Source organism: Roseovarius arcticus (assembly GCF_006125015.1).
Taxonomy (GTDB): Bacteria; Pseudomonadota; Alphaproteobacteria; order Rhodobacterales; family Rhodobacteraceae; genus Roseovarius; species Roseovarius arcticus.
Genome location: NZ_SZZN01000001.1, coordinates 2,453,511 through 2,469,631, shown reverse-complemented (window position 1 = coordinate 2,469,631; position 16,121 = coordinate 2,453,511). Strand labels below are relative to the sequence as shown.

General features: G+C 60.3%; 16 protein-coding genes. 8 read left to right on the top strand and 8 right to left on the bottom strand.

All coding sequences use genetic code 11. The features are described 5' to 3' along the window. Positions 1-104: 104 nt before the first annotated feature. Positions 105-2,429, bottom strand: a complete 2,325-nt coding sequence (gene clpA, locus MK6180000_RS11775; RefSeq protein WP_138934914.1) for an ATP-dependent Clp protease ATP-binding subunit ClpA — start codon at positions 2,427-2,429, stop codon at positions 105-107. A 156-nt stretch (positions 2,430-2,585) separates the two neighbouring features. After that, positions 2,586-3,353: a hydroxyacylglutathione hydrolase gene (gene gloB / locus MK6180000_RS11770; protein ID WP_138934913.1), complete on the bottom strand. Its 768-nt coding sequence runs from the start codon at positions 3,351-3,353 to the stop codon at positions 2,586-2,588. Positions 3,354-3,454: 101 nt separating this feature from the next. Between gloB and MK6180000_RS11765 the strand changes: the two genes are divergently transcribed. The 7 genes from MK6180000_RS11765 (at position 3,455) to MK6180000_RS11735 (ending at position 9,978) form a co-directional block, all read left to right on the top strand. Then, positions 3,455-4,201 (top strand): methyltransferase domain-containing protein, encoded by a 747-nt coding sequence (locus MK6180000_RS11765; protein WP_138934912.1) that lies wholly within the window; start codon positions 3,455-3,457, stop codon positions 4,199-4,201. Positions 4,202-4,554: 353 nt separating this feature from the next. Continuing rightward, positions 4,555-5,115 carry a F0F1 ATP synthase subunit delta gene (locus MK6180000_RS11760; RefSeq protein ID WP_246040499.1) on the top strand — a complete coding sequence of 187 codons (561 nt, stop codon included), beginning with the start codon at positions 4,555-4,557 and terminating at the stop codon, positions 5,113-5,115. Continuing rightward, entirely contained in the window at positions 5,116-6,654 is a 1,539-nt protein-coding gene (gene atpA, locus MK6180000_RS11755; protein ID WP_138934910.1) for a F0F1 ATP synthase subunit alpha, read from the top strand. A gap of 29 nt (positions 6,655-6,683) precedes the next feature. Next, positions 6,684-7,559 carry a F0F1 ATP synthase subunit gamma gene (locus tag MK6180000_RS11750; RefSeq protein ID WP_138934909.1) on the top strand — a complete coding sequence of 292 codons (876 nt, stop codon included), beginning with the start codon at positions 6,684-6,686 and terminating at the stop codon, positions 7,557-7,559. A gap of 19 nt (positions 7,560-7,578) precedes the next feature. Then, positions 7,579-9,003, top strand: coding sequence for a F0F1 ATP synthase subunit beta (gene atpD, locus MK6180000_RS11745; protein ID WP_138934908.1), 1,425 nt, complete (start codon positions 7,579-7,581; stop codon positions 9,001-9,003). Between the two features lie 72 nt (positions 9,004-9,075). After that, entirely contained in the window at positions 9,076-9,501 is a 426-nt protein-coding gene (locus tag MK6180000_RS11740) for a F0F1 ATP synthase subunit epsilon (protein ID WP_138934907.1), read from the top strand. A gap of 126 nt (positions 9,502-9,627) precedes the next feature. Further along, a complete protein-coding gene (locus MK6180000_RS11735; RefSeq protein WP_138934906.1) occupies positions 9,628-9,978 on the top strand; it encodes an H-type lectin domain-containing protein in 351 nt (116 codons plus the stop codon). Positions 9,979-10,041: 63 nt separating this feature from the next. Here the strand turns inward: MK6180000_RS11735 and MK6180000_RS11730 are convergent, their stop codons facing one another. Next, entirely contained in the window at positions 10,042-11,058 is a 1,017-nt protein-coding gene (locus MK6180000_RS11730) for a ribose-phosphate pyrophosphokinase (RefSeq protein ID WP_138934905.1), read from the bottom strand. Between the two features lie 166 nt (positions 11,059-11,224). Here MK6180000_RS11730 and MK6180000_RS11725 point away from each other — a divergent pair, with 166 nt between their 5' ends. Then, positions 11,225-12,037 (top strand): alpha/beta fold hydrolase, encoded by an 813-nt coding sequence (locus MK6180000_RS11725; protein ID WP_138934904.1) that lies wholly within the window; start codon positions 11,225-11,227, stop codon positions 12,035-12,037. A 29-nt stretch (positions 12,038-12,066) separates the two neighbouring features. Here the strand turns inward: MK6180000_RS11725 and MK6180000_RS11720 are convergent, their stop codons facing one another. The 5 genes from MK6180000_RS11720 to MK6180000_RS11700 all read right to left on the bottom strand — a co-directional run bounded on the left by MK6180000_RS11720 (position 12,067) and on the right by MK6180000_RS11700 (position 16,065). After that, the gene (locus MK6180000_RS11720) at positions 12,067-13,107 is read right to left on the bottom strand and encodes a threonine aldolase family protein (RefSeq protein ID WP_138934903.1); all 1,041 of its coding nucleotides are present in this window, start codon (positions 13,105-13,107) and stop codon (positions 12,067-12,069) included. Beyond that, complete coding sequence (locus MK6180000_RS11715; protein WP_138934902.1) at positions 13,107-13,562, bottom strand: YcgN family cysteine cluster protein; 456 nt, start codon at positions 13,560-13,562, stop codon at positions 13,107-13,109. The genes MK6180000_RS11720 and MK6180000_RS11715 overlap by 1 nt, the downstream gene beginning before the upstream one ends. Then, complete coding sequence (locus tag MK6180000_RS11710; protein ID WP_138936479.1) at positions 13,559-14,497, bottom strand: bifunctional riboflavin kinase/FAD synthetase; 939 nt, start codon at positions 14,495-14,497, stop codon at positions 13,559-13,561. Before MK6180000_RS11710 ends, MK6180000_RS11715 begins: the two co-directional genes overlap by 4 nt. Positions 14,498-14,600: 103 nt before the next feature. After that, positions 14,601-15,044 (bottom strand): MaoC family dehydratase, encoded by a 444-nt coding sequence (locus MK6180000_RS11705; protein ID WP_138934901.1) that lies wholly within the window; start codon positions 15,042-15,044, stop codon positions 14,601-14,603. A gap of 145 nt (positions 15,045-15,189) precedes the next feature. Beyond that, a complete protein-coding gene (locus MK6180000_RS11700; RefSeq protein ID WP_138934900.1) occupies positions 15,190-16,065 on the bottom strand; it encodes a TIGR01459 family HAD-type hydrolase in 876 nt (291 codons plus the stop codon). Positions 16,066-16,121 lie beyond the last annotated feature (56 nt).

Here is a 16,121-nt window from a genome sequence, read left to right as displayed (position 1 = left end):
GCGCTCATTGCTGACTGGATCAAGGCGCGGTCTGTTTGCGGGCAGAGAATTTGCCTATGCGGCGCCGACCACTAGGGCCAGCGCCGCAAGGAAGATCACATGCCTTACTCGGCAGTCAGCAGCGGCGGCTTGCCACCGCTCAAGCGCGGCCTGTCGGGACCATCGACTAGCAGGTCGATCTTGCCGTCCTTGACCGCCACCTTGACCACACCGCCTTTGGCCAGCTTGCCAAAGAGCAGCTCTTCGGCCAGTGGTTTTTTGATGTACTCTTGAATGACGCGGGCCAAGGGGCGCGCGCCCATTTTGTCGTCATAGCCTTTGTCAGCCAGCCATGCAGCAGCGGCTGGCGTCAGTTCAATGGTGACGTTGCGGTCCATTAGCTGGGCCTCAAGTTGCAGCACGAACTTCTCGACCACTTGCATTATGACCTCTTTGGGCAGCGGCCCAAAAGATATAGTCGCATCCAGACGGTTGCGGAATTCAGGTGTGAATGTCCGCTCAATGGCTGCCGTATCCTCGCCATCGCGGCGATCGCGGCCAAAGCCGATGGCCGATTTCGCCAGCTCCGAGGCGCCCGCGTTTGAGGTCATGATAAGCACGACGTTGCGGAAGTCGATTGCGCGGCCATTGTGATCGGTCAGCGTGCCGTGATCCATCACTTGCAGCAGGATGTTGAATACATCCGGATGCGCCTTTTCGATCTCGTCCAGCAGCAGCACGCAATGGGGGTGCTGATCTACGCCGTCGGTCAACAGGCCGCCCTGATCAAACCCAACATAGCCCGGAGGCGCGCCGATCAGCCGCGAAACGGCGTGCTTTTCCATATACTCAGACATGTCAAAGCGGATCAGTTCCACTCCGAGAGTGTGGGCCAGTTGCTTGGCCACCTCGGTTTTGCCCACGCCTGTCGGTCCGGCAAAAAGGTAGTTGCCGATGGGCTTTTCAGGCTCTCGCAGCCCAGCGCGGGCCAGCTTGATCGCGGAACTAAGCGCGCCAATAGCCGCGTCTTGGCCGAACACGACCCGCTTGAGCGATGCCTCCAGATCCCGCAGCACGGCAGCGTCATCCTTGGAAACATTCTTGGGCGGGATGCGGGCGATCTTGGCGACCACAGCCTCAATTTCCTTGACGCCGATGCTTTTGCGGCGCTTGGAGGCAGCGACCAGATGCTGGGCAGCGCCAGCCTCATCAATGACGTCGATGGCCTTGTCCGGCAATTTTCGGTCATTGATATAGCGCGACGCCAGATCGACGGCGGTCTTGATCGCTTCGTTGGTGTATTTCACGCTGTGATGCTCCTCAAAGTAGGGCTTGAGGCCCTTGAGGATCTTGATCGCGTCTTCGACGGACGGCTCTGCCACGTCGATTTTTTGGAAACGGCGGGCCAGCGCACGGTCCTTTTCAAAGTGCTGGCGGAACTCCTTGTAGGTTGTGGAGCCCATGCAGCGCAGTTTACCGCCCTGAAGCGCAGGCTTCAGCAGATTGGACGCGTCCATCGCGCCGCCAGATGTGGCGCCGGCACCGATCACGGTGTGAATTTCGTCGATAAAGAGGACCGCGTCTGGGTGGTGTTCCAGCTCGGTCATAATGGCCTTCAGCCGCTCTTCAAAGTCACCGCGATAGCGGGTGCCTGCCAGCAGCGCACCCATGTCGAGCGAGTAAATCGTCGTTTTCGACAGGATCTCGGGCGTGTCGCCCTGTACGATCTTGTACGCCAGCCCCTCGGCAATAGCCGTTTTTCCCACGCCGGGATCGCCGACGAGCAGAGGGTTATTTTTGCGGCGGCGGCACAGCACCTGAATGCAGCGTTCAACCTCCTCGGCGCGCCCGATGAGGGGGTCAATGTCGCCAGTGCGCGATTTCTCGTTCAGATCGACGCAATATTTAGCGAGCGCCGATTCGCCCGGCTCGACTGCGCCTGCGTCTTGGCTTGCGTTGCCTGTCTCTTCTTCTGCGCCCTGCACAGGACGGGCCTCGCCGAATGCAGGGTCCTTGGCTACGCCATGCGCAATGAAGTTGACCGCATCATAGCGCGTCATGTCCTGCTCTTGCAGGAAGAAGGCGGCGTTGCTCTCGCGCTCGGCAAAGATGGCGACGAGCACGTTGGCGCCTGTTACTTCGGTGCGGCCCGAGGATTGCACATGAATCGCGGCGCGCTGGATAACGCGTTGAAACGCAGCGGTTGGGACCGCCTCGGAGCCTTCGATGTCGGTGACGAGGTTTGACAATTCATCGTCAATGAACTCGACAAGGGCGGTGCGCAGTTCCTCGGTGTCGACGGTGCATGCCTTTAGCACGCGGTTCGCGTCAGGCTCGTCCACGAGGGCGAGCAGCAAGTGTTCCAGTGTGGCAAATTCATGCTGGCGTGCGTTTGCCAGCGCCAGTGCGGCGTGAATTGCCTGTTCCAGTGTGGTCGAGAATGAAGGCACGGGTAGTGCTCCTTCTTATCTGGTGCGGCGTTATGCCGACAACCTTGGCCTGATACTCTTAAAGTTTGGTCGATAAACGCCACGCTTCAAGGTTTATTTTCGCGCGAGCCTCTCACTTTTTTGAAATGAAGGGGCCGCAGCGAGCGGGGGCTAGGGTCAAAAGGCATCTTTGCGCGCACGGATTTCGGCAAAGACGGCGGCGTCGGTGGCTCCTGCAAGGCCCAGATGTGCCCGAATGGCGGGATCTGCAGCGCGCAGGAACGGGTTGGTGGCCAATTCATCGGCCAGGGTGCTGGGAACAGTGGGGCGGCCCTGATTGCGGGCCGTCTCTATCGCCTTGGAACGAGATATAAGGTCCGGATTGTCAGGATCAACGGTGAGGGCGAATTTGGCGTTACTGCTCGTGTATTCATGGCCTGAGTATACCTTGGTTTCGGGCGGTAGCGCCATCAGCTTCTTAAGAGAGTGCCACATCTGCTCTGGTGTGCCCTCGAAAAGGCGGCCGCACCCCAGCGCCATCAGGCTGTCGGCGGTAAATACTGCATGGCTGGCTGGGAAATGCACGGCGATATGGCCTAAAGTATGGCCAGACACATCGATTACGTCGCCGATTTGATCCGCGATGCTGATGCGATCGCCCTCGGCCACCGCGATATCCAGTGCGGGCAGGCGATGCGCATCGGCGCGCGCGCCGATGACTTGCGCGGGATGATCGGCCAATAACGCCGCCAGCCCCTGCACGTGGTCCGCATGGTGATGCGTTAGTAGTACATGCGACAGGGTCCAGCCGCGTTCGTCAAGCGCCTCGATGATCGGTCCGGCCTCTGGTACGTCAACGCATAGCGTAGCGCCGCTGGCCGCATCATGGGCCAGAAAAGCGTAGTTGTCGGATAGGCAGGGGATCGTGGCGATCTCAAGCGGCATCAGTGGCTCCTTGTCGTTTTGCGCGCCGGAATCTCTTGGGTGTTTTCCCGGCCCGCGTCATCAGCTAGTCTCCAGCGTGACGGATCAGGGGCGACACCGCAATGCATGTCGACGTTCAGGAGTTACGGAATTTCTACTACCGCAGCACGCTGGGGCGGGCTGTTCAGAAAACTGTGCGCGCGCAGATCGCCGATATCTGGCCTGAGGCCAAGGGCCAGACGGTGGTCGGTTTTGGATTCGCCCTGCCGTTCCTGCGGCCCTATCTGGCAACCGCGCGGCGCACTATTGCGCTAATGCCCGGCCCTCAGGGCGTGATCGCCTGGCCGCAAAAGATGCCCAATATTTCGGTCTTGTGCGAGGAAACTATGTGGCCCATCGAGACGGGTCACGTCGACAAACTGCTGGTGATGCACGGACTGGAGGCGAGCGAGCGGCCGGCTGATTTGCTGGACGAATGCTGGCGCGTGCTGGGGCCGGGGGGGTCCGCGCTGTTCGTGGTGCCGAACCGGGCAGGGCTGTGGTCGCGCAGCGATCGCACACCCTTTGGATCGGGACGGCCTTATAGCCAGACCCAGTTAGAGACGTTGCTGAAATCCCACAATTTCCTGCCCGAACGGCACATGACCACGCTTTATCAGCCGCCCAGCACGCGCAGCTTCTGGCGTAAGACGGCTGGAATGTGGGAGCGTCTGGGCGGCAACCTATCGATGATAGCCGCCGGCGGCGTGTTGATGGTAGAGGCGACCAAGCGCGTGCATGCGCCGCGCGGACCGGGCCTGCGCGCCAGCGTGCGCAAACCACTGGAGGCGCTGGCACCCCAGCCAAAGCCAGTCGCCGGGCAGATCTAGTAACTGTCTGTGCAGGCTAGATCGTTCACCAATGCTCTGCCTCGTTAAGTGCGCGGCGGCGCGTACGGGGCTGCGAATGTGTCCCCTATATGCCCTCGCTAGAATCGCCATAGGTCAGCGTCGGCACATATTTTTTTCGCCCCAAAATGTCGCGCAATGCATCGCACCAAAGACAACACCTTGAAAGCAAAGGACTTACTGCGCCATTTGGGTGCCGCATAGCAACTTGGCAAGTGGCAAAGGCTCTGCTAGACCCACGCCGGATTACAGTGATAAGAGTTGCCAAAGCTCTCCAACGCCCCTCAGATGCATCTTGTGTCTGTCGCAGGGGCCTAATTGTCGAAAGGGTGGACGTGTCCGAACCAGCTTCGATCTCCTCGGGTATCGCCGAACGCTATGCGACCGCGATCTTTGAGATTGCCCAAGAAAACAGCCGCCTGCCCAAATTGGAGTCTAGCGTCGACGCGCTGGCCGAGGCGCTGGACGTCAGCACCGATCTGCGTGACATGATCGCCAGCCCCATCGTTAGCCGGGCCGAGCAGGCCAGTGCGATGTCGGCCATCGCCGCACATTTGAAATTAACGCCAGCGCTGGCGCGTGGTCTGGGCCTGATGGCACAAAAGCGCCGCCTGTTCGCCGCGCCCCAGCTGATTTCGCAGTTGCGCGCCATGATCGCGGACAGCAAAGGCGAAGTGCAGGCAGAGGTGACCAGCGCCAAGGCCCTGACGAAAGCGCAGTCAGACAAACTCATCAAGACGCTCAAGGCCAATATCGGCAAAGAGGTCAAGATCAATGCGACCGTTGATGAAAGTCTCATCGGCGGTCTTGTCGTAAAAGTGGGCTCGAAGATGATCGACACGTCGATCCGCTCCAAGCTTGCATCGCTCCAGAATTCAATGAAAGAGGTCGGATAAATGGGTATCCAAGCGGCAGAGATTTCTGCAATCCTGAAGGACCAGATCAAGAATTTCGGCCAAGAGGCCGAAGTGGCCGAAGTTGGCCGGGTTCTGTCTGTCGGTGACGGCATCGCCCGCGTTCACGGTCTGGACAATGTTCAGGCCGGCGAACTGGTCGAGTTCCCCGGTGGCATTATGGGCATGGCTCTGAACCTCGAGGCCGACAACGTTGGTATCGTGATCTTCGGCTCTGACCGCGACATCAAGGAAGGCGACACCGTCAAGCGCACCAAGTCCATCGTGGACGTGCCAATTGGTGATGCGCTTCTGGGCCGCGTTGTTGATGGCCTGGGCAATCCACTGGACGGCAAAGGCCCTATCGACACCAAAGAGCGCGGCATCGCCGACGTAAAGGCGCCGGGCATTATCCCGCGCAAATCCGTGCATGAGCCAATGGCGACTGGTATCAAATCCGTCGACGCGATGATCCCCATCGGCCGTGGCCAGCGCGAGCTGATCATTGGTGACCGCCAGACAGGCAAGACCGCAATCGCCCTTGACGCGATGCTGAACCAGAAGTCGATCAACGACGCCGCGGGCGACGACGAAGGCAAGAAGCTGTATTGCGTCTATGTCGCCATCGGCCAGAAACGCTCGACAGTTGCGCAGCTGGTGAAGAAGCTCGAAGAAACTGGCGCGATGGAATACTCCATCGTCGTCGCTGCCACCGCCTCTGATCCCGCGCCGATGCAGTTCCTTGCACCCTATTCCGCGACAGCGATGGCCGAGCATTTCCGCGACAATGGCCGTCATGCACTGATCGTCTATGATGATTTGTCCAAGCAAGCCGTGGCTTATCGCCAGATGTCGCTTCTGCTGCGCCGCCCGCCCGGCCGTGAGGCCTATCCCGGTGACGTTTTCTATCTCCACTCTCGCTTGCTGGAGCGGTCTGCCAAGCTGAACGAGGACAACGGCTCCGGCTCGCTTACGGCCCTGCCGATCATCGAGACGCAAGGCGGCGACGTGTCGGCGTTTATCCCGACCAACGTGATTTCGATCACCGACGGCCAGATCTTTCTCGAAACCGAGCTGTTCTATCAGGGCATCCGACCCGCCGTGAACACCGGTCTGTCGGTTAGCCGTGTTGGCTCCTCCGCTCAGACGAACTCGATGAAATCTGTCGCGGGCCCGGTCAAGCTGGAGCTGGCTCAGTACCGCGAAATGGCGGCTTTTGCCCAGTTCGGCTCAGACCTTGATGCTGCCACTCAGCAGTTGCTGAACCGTGGTGCGCGCCTGACCGAGTTGATGAAGCAGCCGCAGTATTCGCCCCTGACAAACGCCGAGATTGTCTGCGTCATTTTTGCAGGCACCAAAGGCTATCTGGACAAGATCCCGGTCAAGGACGTCGGCCGTTTTGAGGCTGGTCTGCTCAAACATCTGCGCGGCAAGCACTCGGATCTGCTGGACTGGATCACCAAGGAAGACCCCAAGATCAAGGGCGACGCCGAGGACAAGATCCGGGCAGTTCTCGACGAATTTGCCGCCGACTTCGCATAGCAGACTTGGAATAAGGGGGAGATAAGGCAATGCCGAATCTCAAAGACCTGAAAAACAGGATCGCGTCGGTCAAATCGACCCGCAAGATCACCAAGGCCATGCAAATGGTCGCCGCGGCGAAGCTTCGCCGCGCGCAGGAGGCGGCTGAAGCGGCGCGCCCTTATACCGAGCGTTTTAACGCCGTTATGGGGCGCCTCGCATCGTCGGTTGGCAAATCCGAGGGCGCACCTCGTTTGCTGAGTGGCACAGGCAAAGACCAGACGTACCTGCTGATCGTGATGACGTCGGAGCGCGGCCTTTGCGGCGGTTTCAACGCCAACATCGCCAAGCTGGCAAAGCAGGAGGCGACCAAGCTGATCGCCGAAGGCAAGACGGTTAAGATCATCACCGTCGGTAAGAAGGGCCGCGATTCGATGCGCCGCGAGTACAGCAAGTATTTCGTGCATCACGTGGATTTCTCTGACGTCAAACGCATCGGTTATGCCGACGCACAGGGCGTGGCGACCGAGGTGCTGAACCGGTTTGATGCCGGCGATTTCGACGTGGCCAAAATCTACTTTGCTGAGTTTGAGAACGTGGTCACGCAAATCCCGACATCGCAGCAGATCATCCCGGCCGATTTCGACGCACCCGAAGAAGACGGCGACGCCGCTTTCTATGACTACGAGCCGGACGAGGCGGCTATTCTGGCCGACCTTCTGCCGCGCGGTGTGGCCACGGCAATCTTTGCAGCCTTGCTGGAAAACGGGGCGTCCGAACAGGGCGCGCGGATGTCTGCGATGGACAACGCTACCCGCAACGCAGGCGAGATGATCGACAAGCTGACCATCCAGTACAACCGTTCGCGTCAGGCTGTGATCACGAACGAGCTGATTGAAATTATTTCGGGCGCTGAGGCGCTCTAGAAACGAGACGGAGAGACACATGGCTAATGCAAAAGGCAAAATCACTCAGGTGATCGGCGCCGTGGTCGACGTTCAGTTCGGCGACCACCTGCCTCAGATCCTGAACGCCCTGACCACAGACAACAACGGCAAGAAGCTGGTGCTGGAAGTGGCCCAGCACCTTGGCGAGAACACTGTTCGCACCATCGCGATGGACGCGACCGAAGGTCTGGTTCGCGGCCAGGAAGTGACCGACACCGATGGTCCGATCACCATCCCCGTGGGGAACGCCACGCTGGGTCGCATCCTGAACGTCGTGGGAGAGCCTGTGGACGAAGGCGGCCCAGTGTCGCGCGAAGAAGAACGCTCGATCCACAACGACGCGCCCCCCTTTGCCGATCAGTCGACCGAGTCGATCGTTCTGGTGACAGGCATCAAGGTCGTCGACCTGCTGGCCCCCTATGCCAAGGGTGGTAAAATTGGCCTCTTCGGCGGTGCCGGCGTGGGCAAGACGGTTCTGATTATGGAACTGATCAACAACATCGCCAAAGTGCACTCGGGCTTCTCGGTTTTCGCCGGTGTGGGCGAGCGGACGCGCGAAGGTAACGACCTTTATCACGAGATGATCGAATCCGGCGTTATCGTCCCCGATAACCTCCAAGAGTCCAAAGTGGCGCTGGTGTACGGCCAGATGAACGAGCCTCCCGGCGCGCGTATGCGTGTTGCCCTGACCGGCCTGACATTGGCCGAGCAGTTCCGCGACCAGTCGGGTACAGACGTTCTGTTCTTCGTCGACAACATCTTCCGCTTCACGCAGGCCGGCTCCGAAGTGTCCGCCTTGCTGGGCCGTATCCCTTCGGCTGTGGGCTACCAGCCTACGCTGGCCACCGATATGGGCCAGATGCAAGAGCGGATTACATCGACAAACAAGGGCTCGATCACGTCCGTGCAGGCCGTCTACGTTCCTGCGGACGACCTGACCGACCCTGCGCCTGCGACCTCGTTTGCGCACCTTGATGCCACAACCGTTCTGTCGCGCGCCATCTCCGAGCTGGGTATCTACCCGGCCGTTGACCCGCTCGACTCGACATCGCGCCTGATGGACCCGTCCGTCGTCGGCGAGGAGCATTACCAGGTGGCCCGCGATGTTCAGGGTATTCTTCAGCGCTACAAGTCGCTGCAGGACATCATCGCGATCCTCGGCATGGACGAGTTGTCTGAGGAGGACAAGCTGACCGTAGCACGTGCCCGGAAAATCCAACGCTTCCTGTCGCAGCCTTTCGACGTCGCCAAGGTCTTTACCGGCTCTGACGGTGTTCAGGTTCCGCTGGAAGAGACGATTTCGTCGTTCAAAGCCGTTGTCGCGGGTGAGTATGACCACCTGCCCGAAGGTGCCTTCTACATGGTTGGCGGCATTGAAGACGTGAAGGCCAAGGCCGAGCGTATGGCCGCCGACGCCGCATAATGCATCTGCCGGACCGCCAGTGTGCGGTCCGGCATTTCGCCACGAACACCCGCTTCAAGAAGGAGGCCACCCATGGCTGACACAGTGCAATTCGATCTGGTATCGCCCGAGCGCCTTCTGACATCGGTTCAGGCGCGCGAAGTACAGATACCGGGCGCCGAGGGCGATCTGACGGCCATGGCCGACCACTCGCCCCTCATCACTACTCTGCGCCCTGGGATCGTCCGCGTCATTTCAGACAAGGGCGAGGAAGAATACGCCGTCACGGGCGGCTTTGCCGAGATCAACGGCGATAGCGTGTCGGTCTTGGCCGAGCAAGCGATCCACCGCTCGGACATGACGCAAGAGCGATTCAAGGCCCTTGTCGAGGATGCAAATAACCGTCTGACCAAGGCGCGCGAGACATTCGTGAACGAGCCTGGCCCTGTCGACGACGCGGCCAAGCTGCTTGCTGACATGGTCGCCATGGGCGAGCATATGGGCCTCAGCGGATATTGATCTGCGGGCCTGTGCGGCGCGATGATTAAGGGGCCTGCATTATATTGCAGGCCCTTTTTTAATGTTGGATCATATTTCTGCCGAAAACGTTGTGTAGGTCTGCGGATGGGTAACGGTTAAATTGGTATGAAACGCATCGACACGAAACTTATGGGGATAGATCAGGGCGAATTGGTCCTGTTCACTGACTTTGAAAAAGGCGGGGCCATGTGGACCGGCGAGGGCGAGCGCACGCGCGTCCATACCGTCCGCTTCACCGAGCGTTTCCGCACGCCGCCTGCGGTCCATTGCGCCCTGTCGATGTGGGATATTGATAGCCGCACGAACGCGCGGGTTGAGGTCAGCGCCGAGGCAATCACCGAGGTTGGTTTCGAAGTTGCGTTCCGCACATGGGCCGACACCCGCATCGCCCGCGCCCGCGTGCGCTGGATGGCGATTGGCGAAGTATCTCACGAAGATGACTGGGATCTCTACTAAGTCGCTGGATGCAGCGTCAGAGGCTGACTATCCCCTTGAGGCCGCGGGGGGCAAATGCCCCTATCAATTCCCGAACTGCCCTTCATAAACCGGCTCCAGCGTAGGCGTCTCGAACAGCGACGACACCGACGTGCCGTTCCAGATGTTCAGGATCGCCTGGGCAAAGACCGGCGCGGTAGGGATGATGCGGATATTAGGCGTGGCGCGCACAGCATCGGTTGGCGCGATCGTGTCGGTAATGACCATGGATTTCAGCACGGAGTTCGTGATCCGGTCCACCGCCGGGCCAGACATAACGCCGTGTGTGGTGTAGGCGTGGACCTCGGACGCGCCGTTTTCCATCAGCACCTCGGCCGCTTTGCAGAGGGTACCGGCCGTGTCGCACATGTCGTCGACGATAATGCACTTTTTACCTGTCACGTCGCCGATGATCGTCATTTCGGCCACTTCGCCAGCCTTTTCGCGGCGCTTGTCCACGATACTGAGTGGCGCGTTGATCCGCTTGGCCAATTCGCGTGCGCGCGCGACGCCGCCAACATCAGGTGATACGATCATGACATCGTCAAGGCTACCCTTGAACTGCTTCATGATGTCCAGCGCGAATACCGGCGACGCATAGAGGTTATCTACCGGAATATCAAAGAAACCTTGGATTTGGGCCGCATGCAGGTCCATCGTCAGGACCCGCTCAATGCCAGCCTCAACCAGCATGTTGGCGACCAGCTTGGCCGAGATGGGCGTGCGCGCCTTGGACCGGCGATCCTGCCGCGCGTAGCCAAAATAGGGGATGACGGCAGTGATGCGCGACGCGGACGAGCGGCGCAGCGCGTCTGCCATAATCAGCAGCTCCATCAGGTTGTCATTCGCTGGGTTCGATGTCGGCTGGATGATAAACATATCCTCGCCGCGCACGTTTTCGAACACCTCGACGAAAATCTCGCCATCGTTAAACCGCTCGACCCGCGCATCGACGAGGCCGACATTGACCCCCCGGTGCATCGACATGCGCCGGGCGATTGCAGTGGCCAGCGGCATGTTGGCATTGCCCGAGATCAATTTCGGTTCTGAACTGGATGACATGTGATGGGTTCCCGTGCGTGGCTGAATTGGCAGATTCGCGGCGTTGACACGGCTTAGCATGGGCTTAGGGTCTGGCAAAGCTGCCGTAGCCAAAGGAGGCCCGAAAATATGGACCTGCCCTATTATTTTTACGTCCCTCTGCTGCATTTTTGGGCGTTGGACTAACATGCCACGCGGACTCAAGGGCGGATTTGGCACGTCGTGGACGACTTTCGGGCAAGGCCCGCGTGCGGCCCTGCTGATCCATTGCAGCCTTGCAGAGGCTGGCGTTTGGGGCAGCATGGCGCGCGATTTGTCCGGTGCGCTGACCATGACGGCGTTCGATCTGCCGGGGCATGGACGCAGCGATGTTTGGGACGCCCGCGGCGAGATGAGCGCAGTTTGCGCGGGCATCGCCGCAGATTTTGCCAAGGACGCCGCGCCGATGGACGTAATCGGCCACAGCTTCGGCGCGGTTGTGGCGTTGAAGCTGGCGATAGAACGGCCAGACCTCGTGCGCTCCTTGGTGATGATCGAGCCGGTCTTTTTCGCTGTCGGTTTGCGCGCGCGTCCCGATGCCTGCGCTGCCCATCTGGCGGAAAAACACGCCTTTGACGTGGCGATGGCGGCGGGTGATCTTGCGCTTGCTGCCCAAGGGTTCGTGGCCGCATGGGGCGGCGGGCGGCCATGGTCCAAGTTTAGCGCGGATCAGCAGGCGCGCATCGCGCAGCAAATGCCATTGATCGCGGCGGCAGGTCCGGCGCTATATGACGATGTCGGCGGGATGCTGGAACCCGGAGTTCTGGAGGCGGTCAACATCCCTGTGCTGCTGCTGGAGGGAAGCGACGCGCCGGCGATCATCCCTGCCATCAACGAAGGGCTGGCATCGCGGCTACCAAACGCACAGCGCGGCGTGATTGGCGGGGCAGGGCATATGTCGGTGGCGACACATCCGGCGCAGGTAAGCGCCGAGGTGCTGCGATTTCTTCAGGACGTTTGACAGACGCATATGTTAGCCCGGCTTGCGGATTAACCCTTTGCCAGCGATATGAACGCGTCGATCATCTCATGCGATATGGACCAGTCGCAGACAAGGCGCATCATCAGCCGTTCGTCCGCGTCCCCCTCCAGATCGCCCCAAAGGCCGTAGACCGCGCCTGCCGCCTTGAGCCGCTGATGTTCGTGCCGGGGCAGGGTGGCAAAAATCATGTTGGCCTCTGGCTTCTCCACGAACTCCAGCTTGGGCACGCTGCGCAGGCCTGCCGCCAGCCGGGCGGCGTTGGCGTTGGCGGCGCGCGCGGCCTCTAGCCAGATATCGCCATCCAGATAGCCCTGCATCTGCGCCGACAGATACCGATGCTTGGAGAATAGATGCGCACCGCGCTTGCGCCGCAGCTCAAATTCCCAGGCATGTTTCGGGTCAAAGAAAATCACCGCCTCGACACCCGCGCAGCCGTTTTTCGTGCCACCAAGGCTAAGTGCGTCGATGCCGGCCTTCCACGTCATTTCAGCGGGCGAGCAATCCAGCGCAACCAACGCATTGGCAAACCGCGCCCCATCCAGAAAGGTGGGCAGGCCGTATTCGCGCGCGGTGCTGGTCAACGCGTGCAACTCGCCCAACGTATAGAGGCGCCCCATCTCGGTCACTTGCGTCAGTTGCACCGGGCCGCGCTGCGACGTGTGCACATCGCCCTTGGGCCAGCTCTCAATCCGGGCGCGCAGCTGTTCTGCCGTCATTTTGTCACCAGCGCCCACAAGGCTCAGCTTGGCACCGCCGGTATAAAATTCCGGCGCGTGGCATTCATCGACGTTGATATGCGCGAGTGGCGTGCAGAACACCGTCTCCCACGGTTGGGCCAGCGTCGCCAGAGCGAGGGCGTTGGCGGCTGTTCCTGTTGCCACCAGATAAACAGCCGCCTCTGGCGCCTCAAAGATCCCACGAATCTGCGCGCGCACGCCGTCCATGATAGGATCAGTGCCATAGCTAGGCTGATAGCCGGTATCGGCAGCGATCATTGCCTGCGCGACTGCAGGGTGCATCGGGCCGGAATTGTCGGAGGCGAAATACATCAGGTAGGCTCCTCGATGATATGGTCTTCCCAGTCGTCTTCGTCGATCTCGAATTCCGGCACAGTCCGGCTTTGCATCGACACGCGGGCGTCATGCACTGTCTGCGGATCGCCCGAGATCAGCGGGTGCCAGTCATACAGCTTCTTGCCTTGCCACAGCAGTTTGTAGGCGCAGGTTTCGGGCATCCAGTAGAGGTTTGCGTCCATATTGGTCGGTTTCAGCACGATACATTCCGGCACGAACTTGTGGCGGATCGGATACTGCGCGCATTGGCAGGTGGTATCGTCGAAAAGGCGGCAGGCGACGCGGGTCATCACAACCTCGCCAGTATCCTCGTCCTCCAACTTGTTCATGCAGCACTTGCCGCAGCCGTCACACAGCGCCTCCCACTCGGGACGCGTCATGCGGCTGGGCGGGGTATCCTCCCAAAAGCGGGGGCGCAGGGGGGCTGTCATAGGGCCTCCAATATGCGGCGTGCCTGCGCGCAATCGGCATCCATCTGGGCGATGAACGCCTCTAGGCTATCAAATTTTGCCTCGGGGCGCAGATAATCAACCAGCGCGACGGACATATCGGCGCCGTACAGATCGCCCGAGAAATCAAAAAGAAACGTCTCGAGGTTCGGCATTTCGCCGTCGAACATGGGCCGAACGCCCAGCGATGCGGCACCGATATACTCCCCCGCATGCGTGCCGTTCAGCACGTCGACCCGCACAGCATAGACGCCAAAGCGCGGTGGGTGCAGGCCCGCAATCGACATGTTGGCGGTGGGATATCCCAGCTCGCGCCCGCGCTGTTCGCCGCCCATCACTGTGCCTTCGATCCGGTGCCAATGGCCCAGCATCGCGGCCGCCTCTTGCGGAAGACCATCGCTAAGCGCGCGGCGGATCGCGGTAGAACTGACCTCGCCGCTCTGCCCCTCCAGCAGGTCGGCGGCGGTGACGGCAAAACACATCTCAGCACCGAATTCGGTTAGCATACCGGCATCACCCGCGCGCCCCTTGCCAAAACGGAAGTCGCGACCGACGACGACATGAGCGAGGCCGAGGCCGTCTTTAAGTACCGTCTGAGCAAACTCGCGCGGGCTAAGCGCGGCCATCGCCGCATTGAAGGGCGCTTGATAGAGCAGATCAACGTCCAGCTTGGCCAGACGGCTGGCGCGTGCGGCAGGGCTCATCAAGCGAAAGGGCGGCGCGTCCGGCGCAAAAAATTCGCGGGGATGCGGCTCAAACGTCAAGATGCCGAGCGGCGCGCCAATGGCCTCACCTTTGCTGCGCGCAAGGTCGATGACGGCACGGTGGCCCAGATGGACGCCGTCGAAATTACCGATGGCGGCGCTGGCGCCTTTGGCATTGGCCGGGACGGCCCTGTAATCGTGGAAAATACGCATCATGCAGGCCTAGCGCGGCGCATTGCCGTTCGCAAGCGCATGATGCAAGTGGCGTCCAACGCGTTTCGCTAAAAACGCGAGATGCAGCGCAGCGCTAGGCGCTTTAGTCGAACTTGCGCGACGGGGCCATCACGGTCGCCTCGCCGATCAGCACCTTTTTACCATCCACCATGCAGCGGCAATCCAGTCCGACGCGGCGCTTGGCGGGATCGATGGAGATTACCTCGACTTCGGCGGTTACCATGTCGCCGGGGCGCACGGGGGCCAGAAATTTTAGCGACTGGCCCATATAAACGGTGCCATGACCCGGCAGCTGCTCGCCGATCACGGCAGAAATCAGCCCGGCGGTCAGCATTCCGTGCGCGATACGGCCCTCGAAAATCGTATCGCGGGCGTAAGCGTCGTCCAGGTGCACAGGGTTGCGGTCGGTTGATACCTCGGCAAACAGCTCAATATCGCGGTCGGTGATGACCTTACGCAGATGGCGTATCATCCCAATTTCGATGTCTTCGATGCAGATTGTGCCGCGTGGCAGATTATCCAACATGAGGCCCTCCCGTGTAACCCGCTAAGTAATATTAGGACGCATGGGCGGCCCAGATTGGAACTTTATTACTTTGCAAGCGCAGAAAATCAACCCCTAAAGCGGGCGTGATGCAGGAAACATGCTGTCGTATTGTTCGGCCTTGAGATCAGCGCAGATGGCCGATGGTGTATGTCGGGCTGGTCTGTTCGCGCTGCAAGTATGCCTCTAGCCGCGCCGGATCGGGCTGATCGCCGTCGTGCGTCTCACCTGCTGCAAGGCCGCCTGTGATGAACAGAGAATCAAGGTTTTCGCCCATGGCGCCCGCAACATCGGTACCGATGCCATCGCCGATAGCCAGTATACTGTTCTCGCCGACGTCCTTGCCAAGGGCGGCCAGTCGCCGACGTGCCAAGTCGTATATCGGTGGATGCGGCTTGCCAAAATAGAGGCTCGTCCCCCCCATTTCCGTATAGAGCCGCGCCAAAGCGCCCGCGCACCATTCGCGCTTGCTGCCGCGGTCCACGACGATATCGGGATTGGCGCAGAGCAGCTTTAGCCCCTTTTGCTTGGCATAGAGGAAATCGGGGCGGTTGACTGATGGATCGGCCATCGGATCGAACGGACCGACGCAGACGATGCCTGTCGCGTCTTCCAACGGAACAGACGTGATAGTCACCGGATTCTCGATGACATCCAGCGGCTCAAAAAAGCCTTTGTCGCTGTCCCATGCGCCCATGACATAGACCTTCTCTCCGACGACACCGCGAAACATCGCGGCGCGGGCCGAATCGCCTGATGTGGCAATGGCGTCATAGGCGTCCTTGGGCACGCCAAACTCGGCCAATTGCCCCTCGACACCCGTGCGTGATTTTGGCGAGTTTGTGACCAGCACCACGGTTCCGCCGCCTGCGCGGTAGCGGCGCATCGCTTCTACCGCTTCTGGATACGCCGTCTCGCCATTGTGCAGGCAACCCCACAGATCGACGAACGCTGCGTCATAGCGGCTGGAAATTTCGTCGAGTGATTGGATGATCTGGGTCATGGCTGTCTCCTGCGCGGTGTTTGGGGCAGATATGGCAGGCACAGGGCAGCAACGCC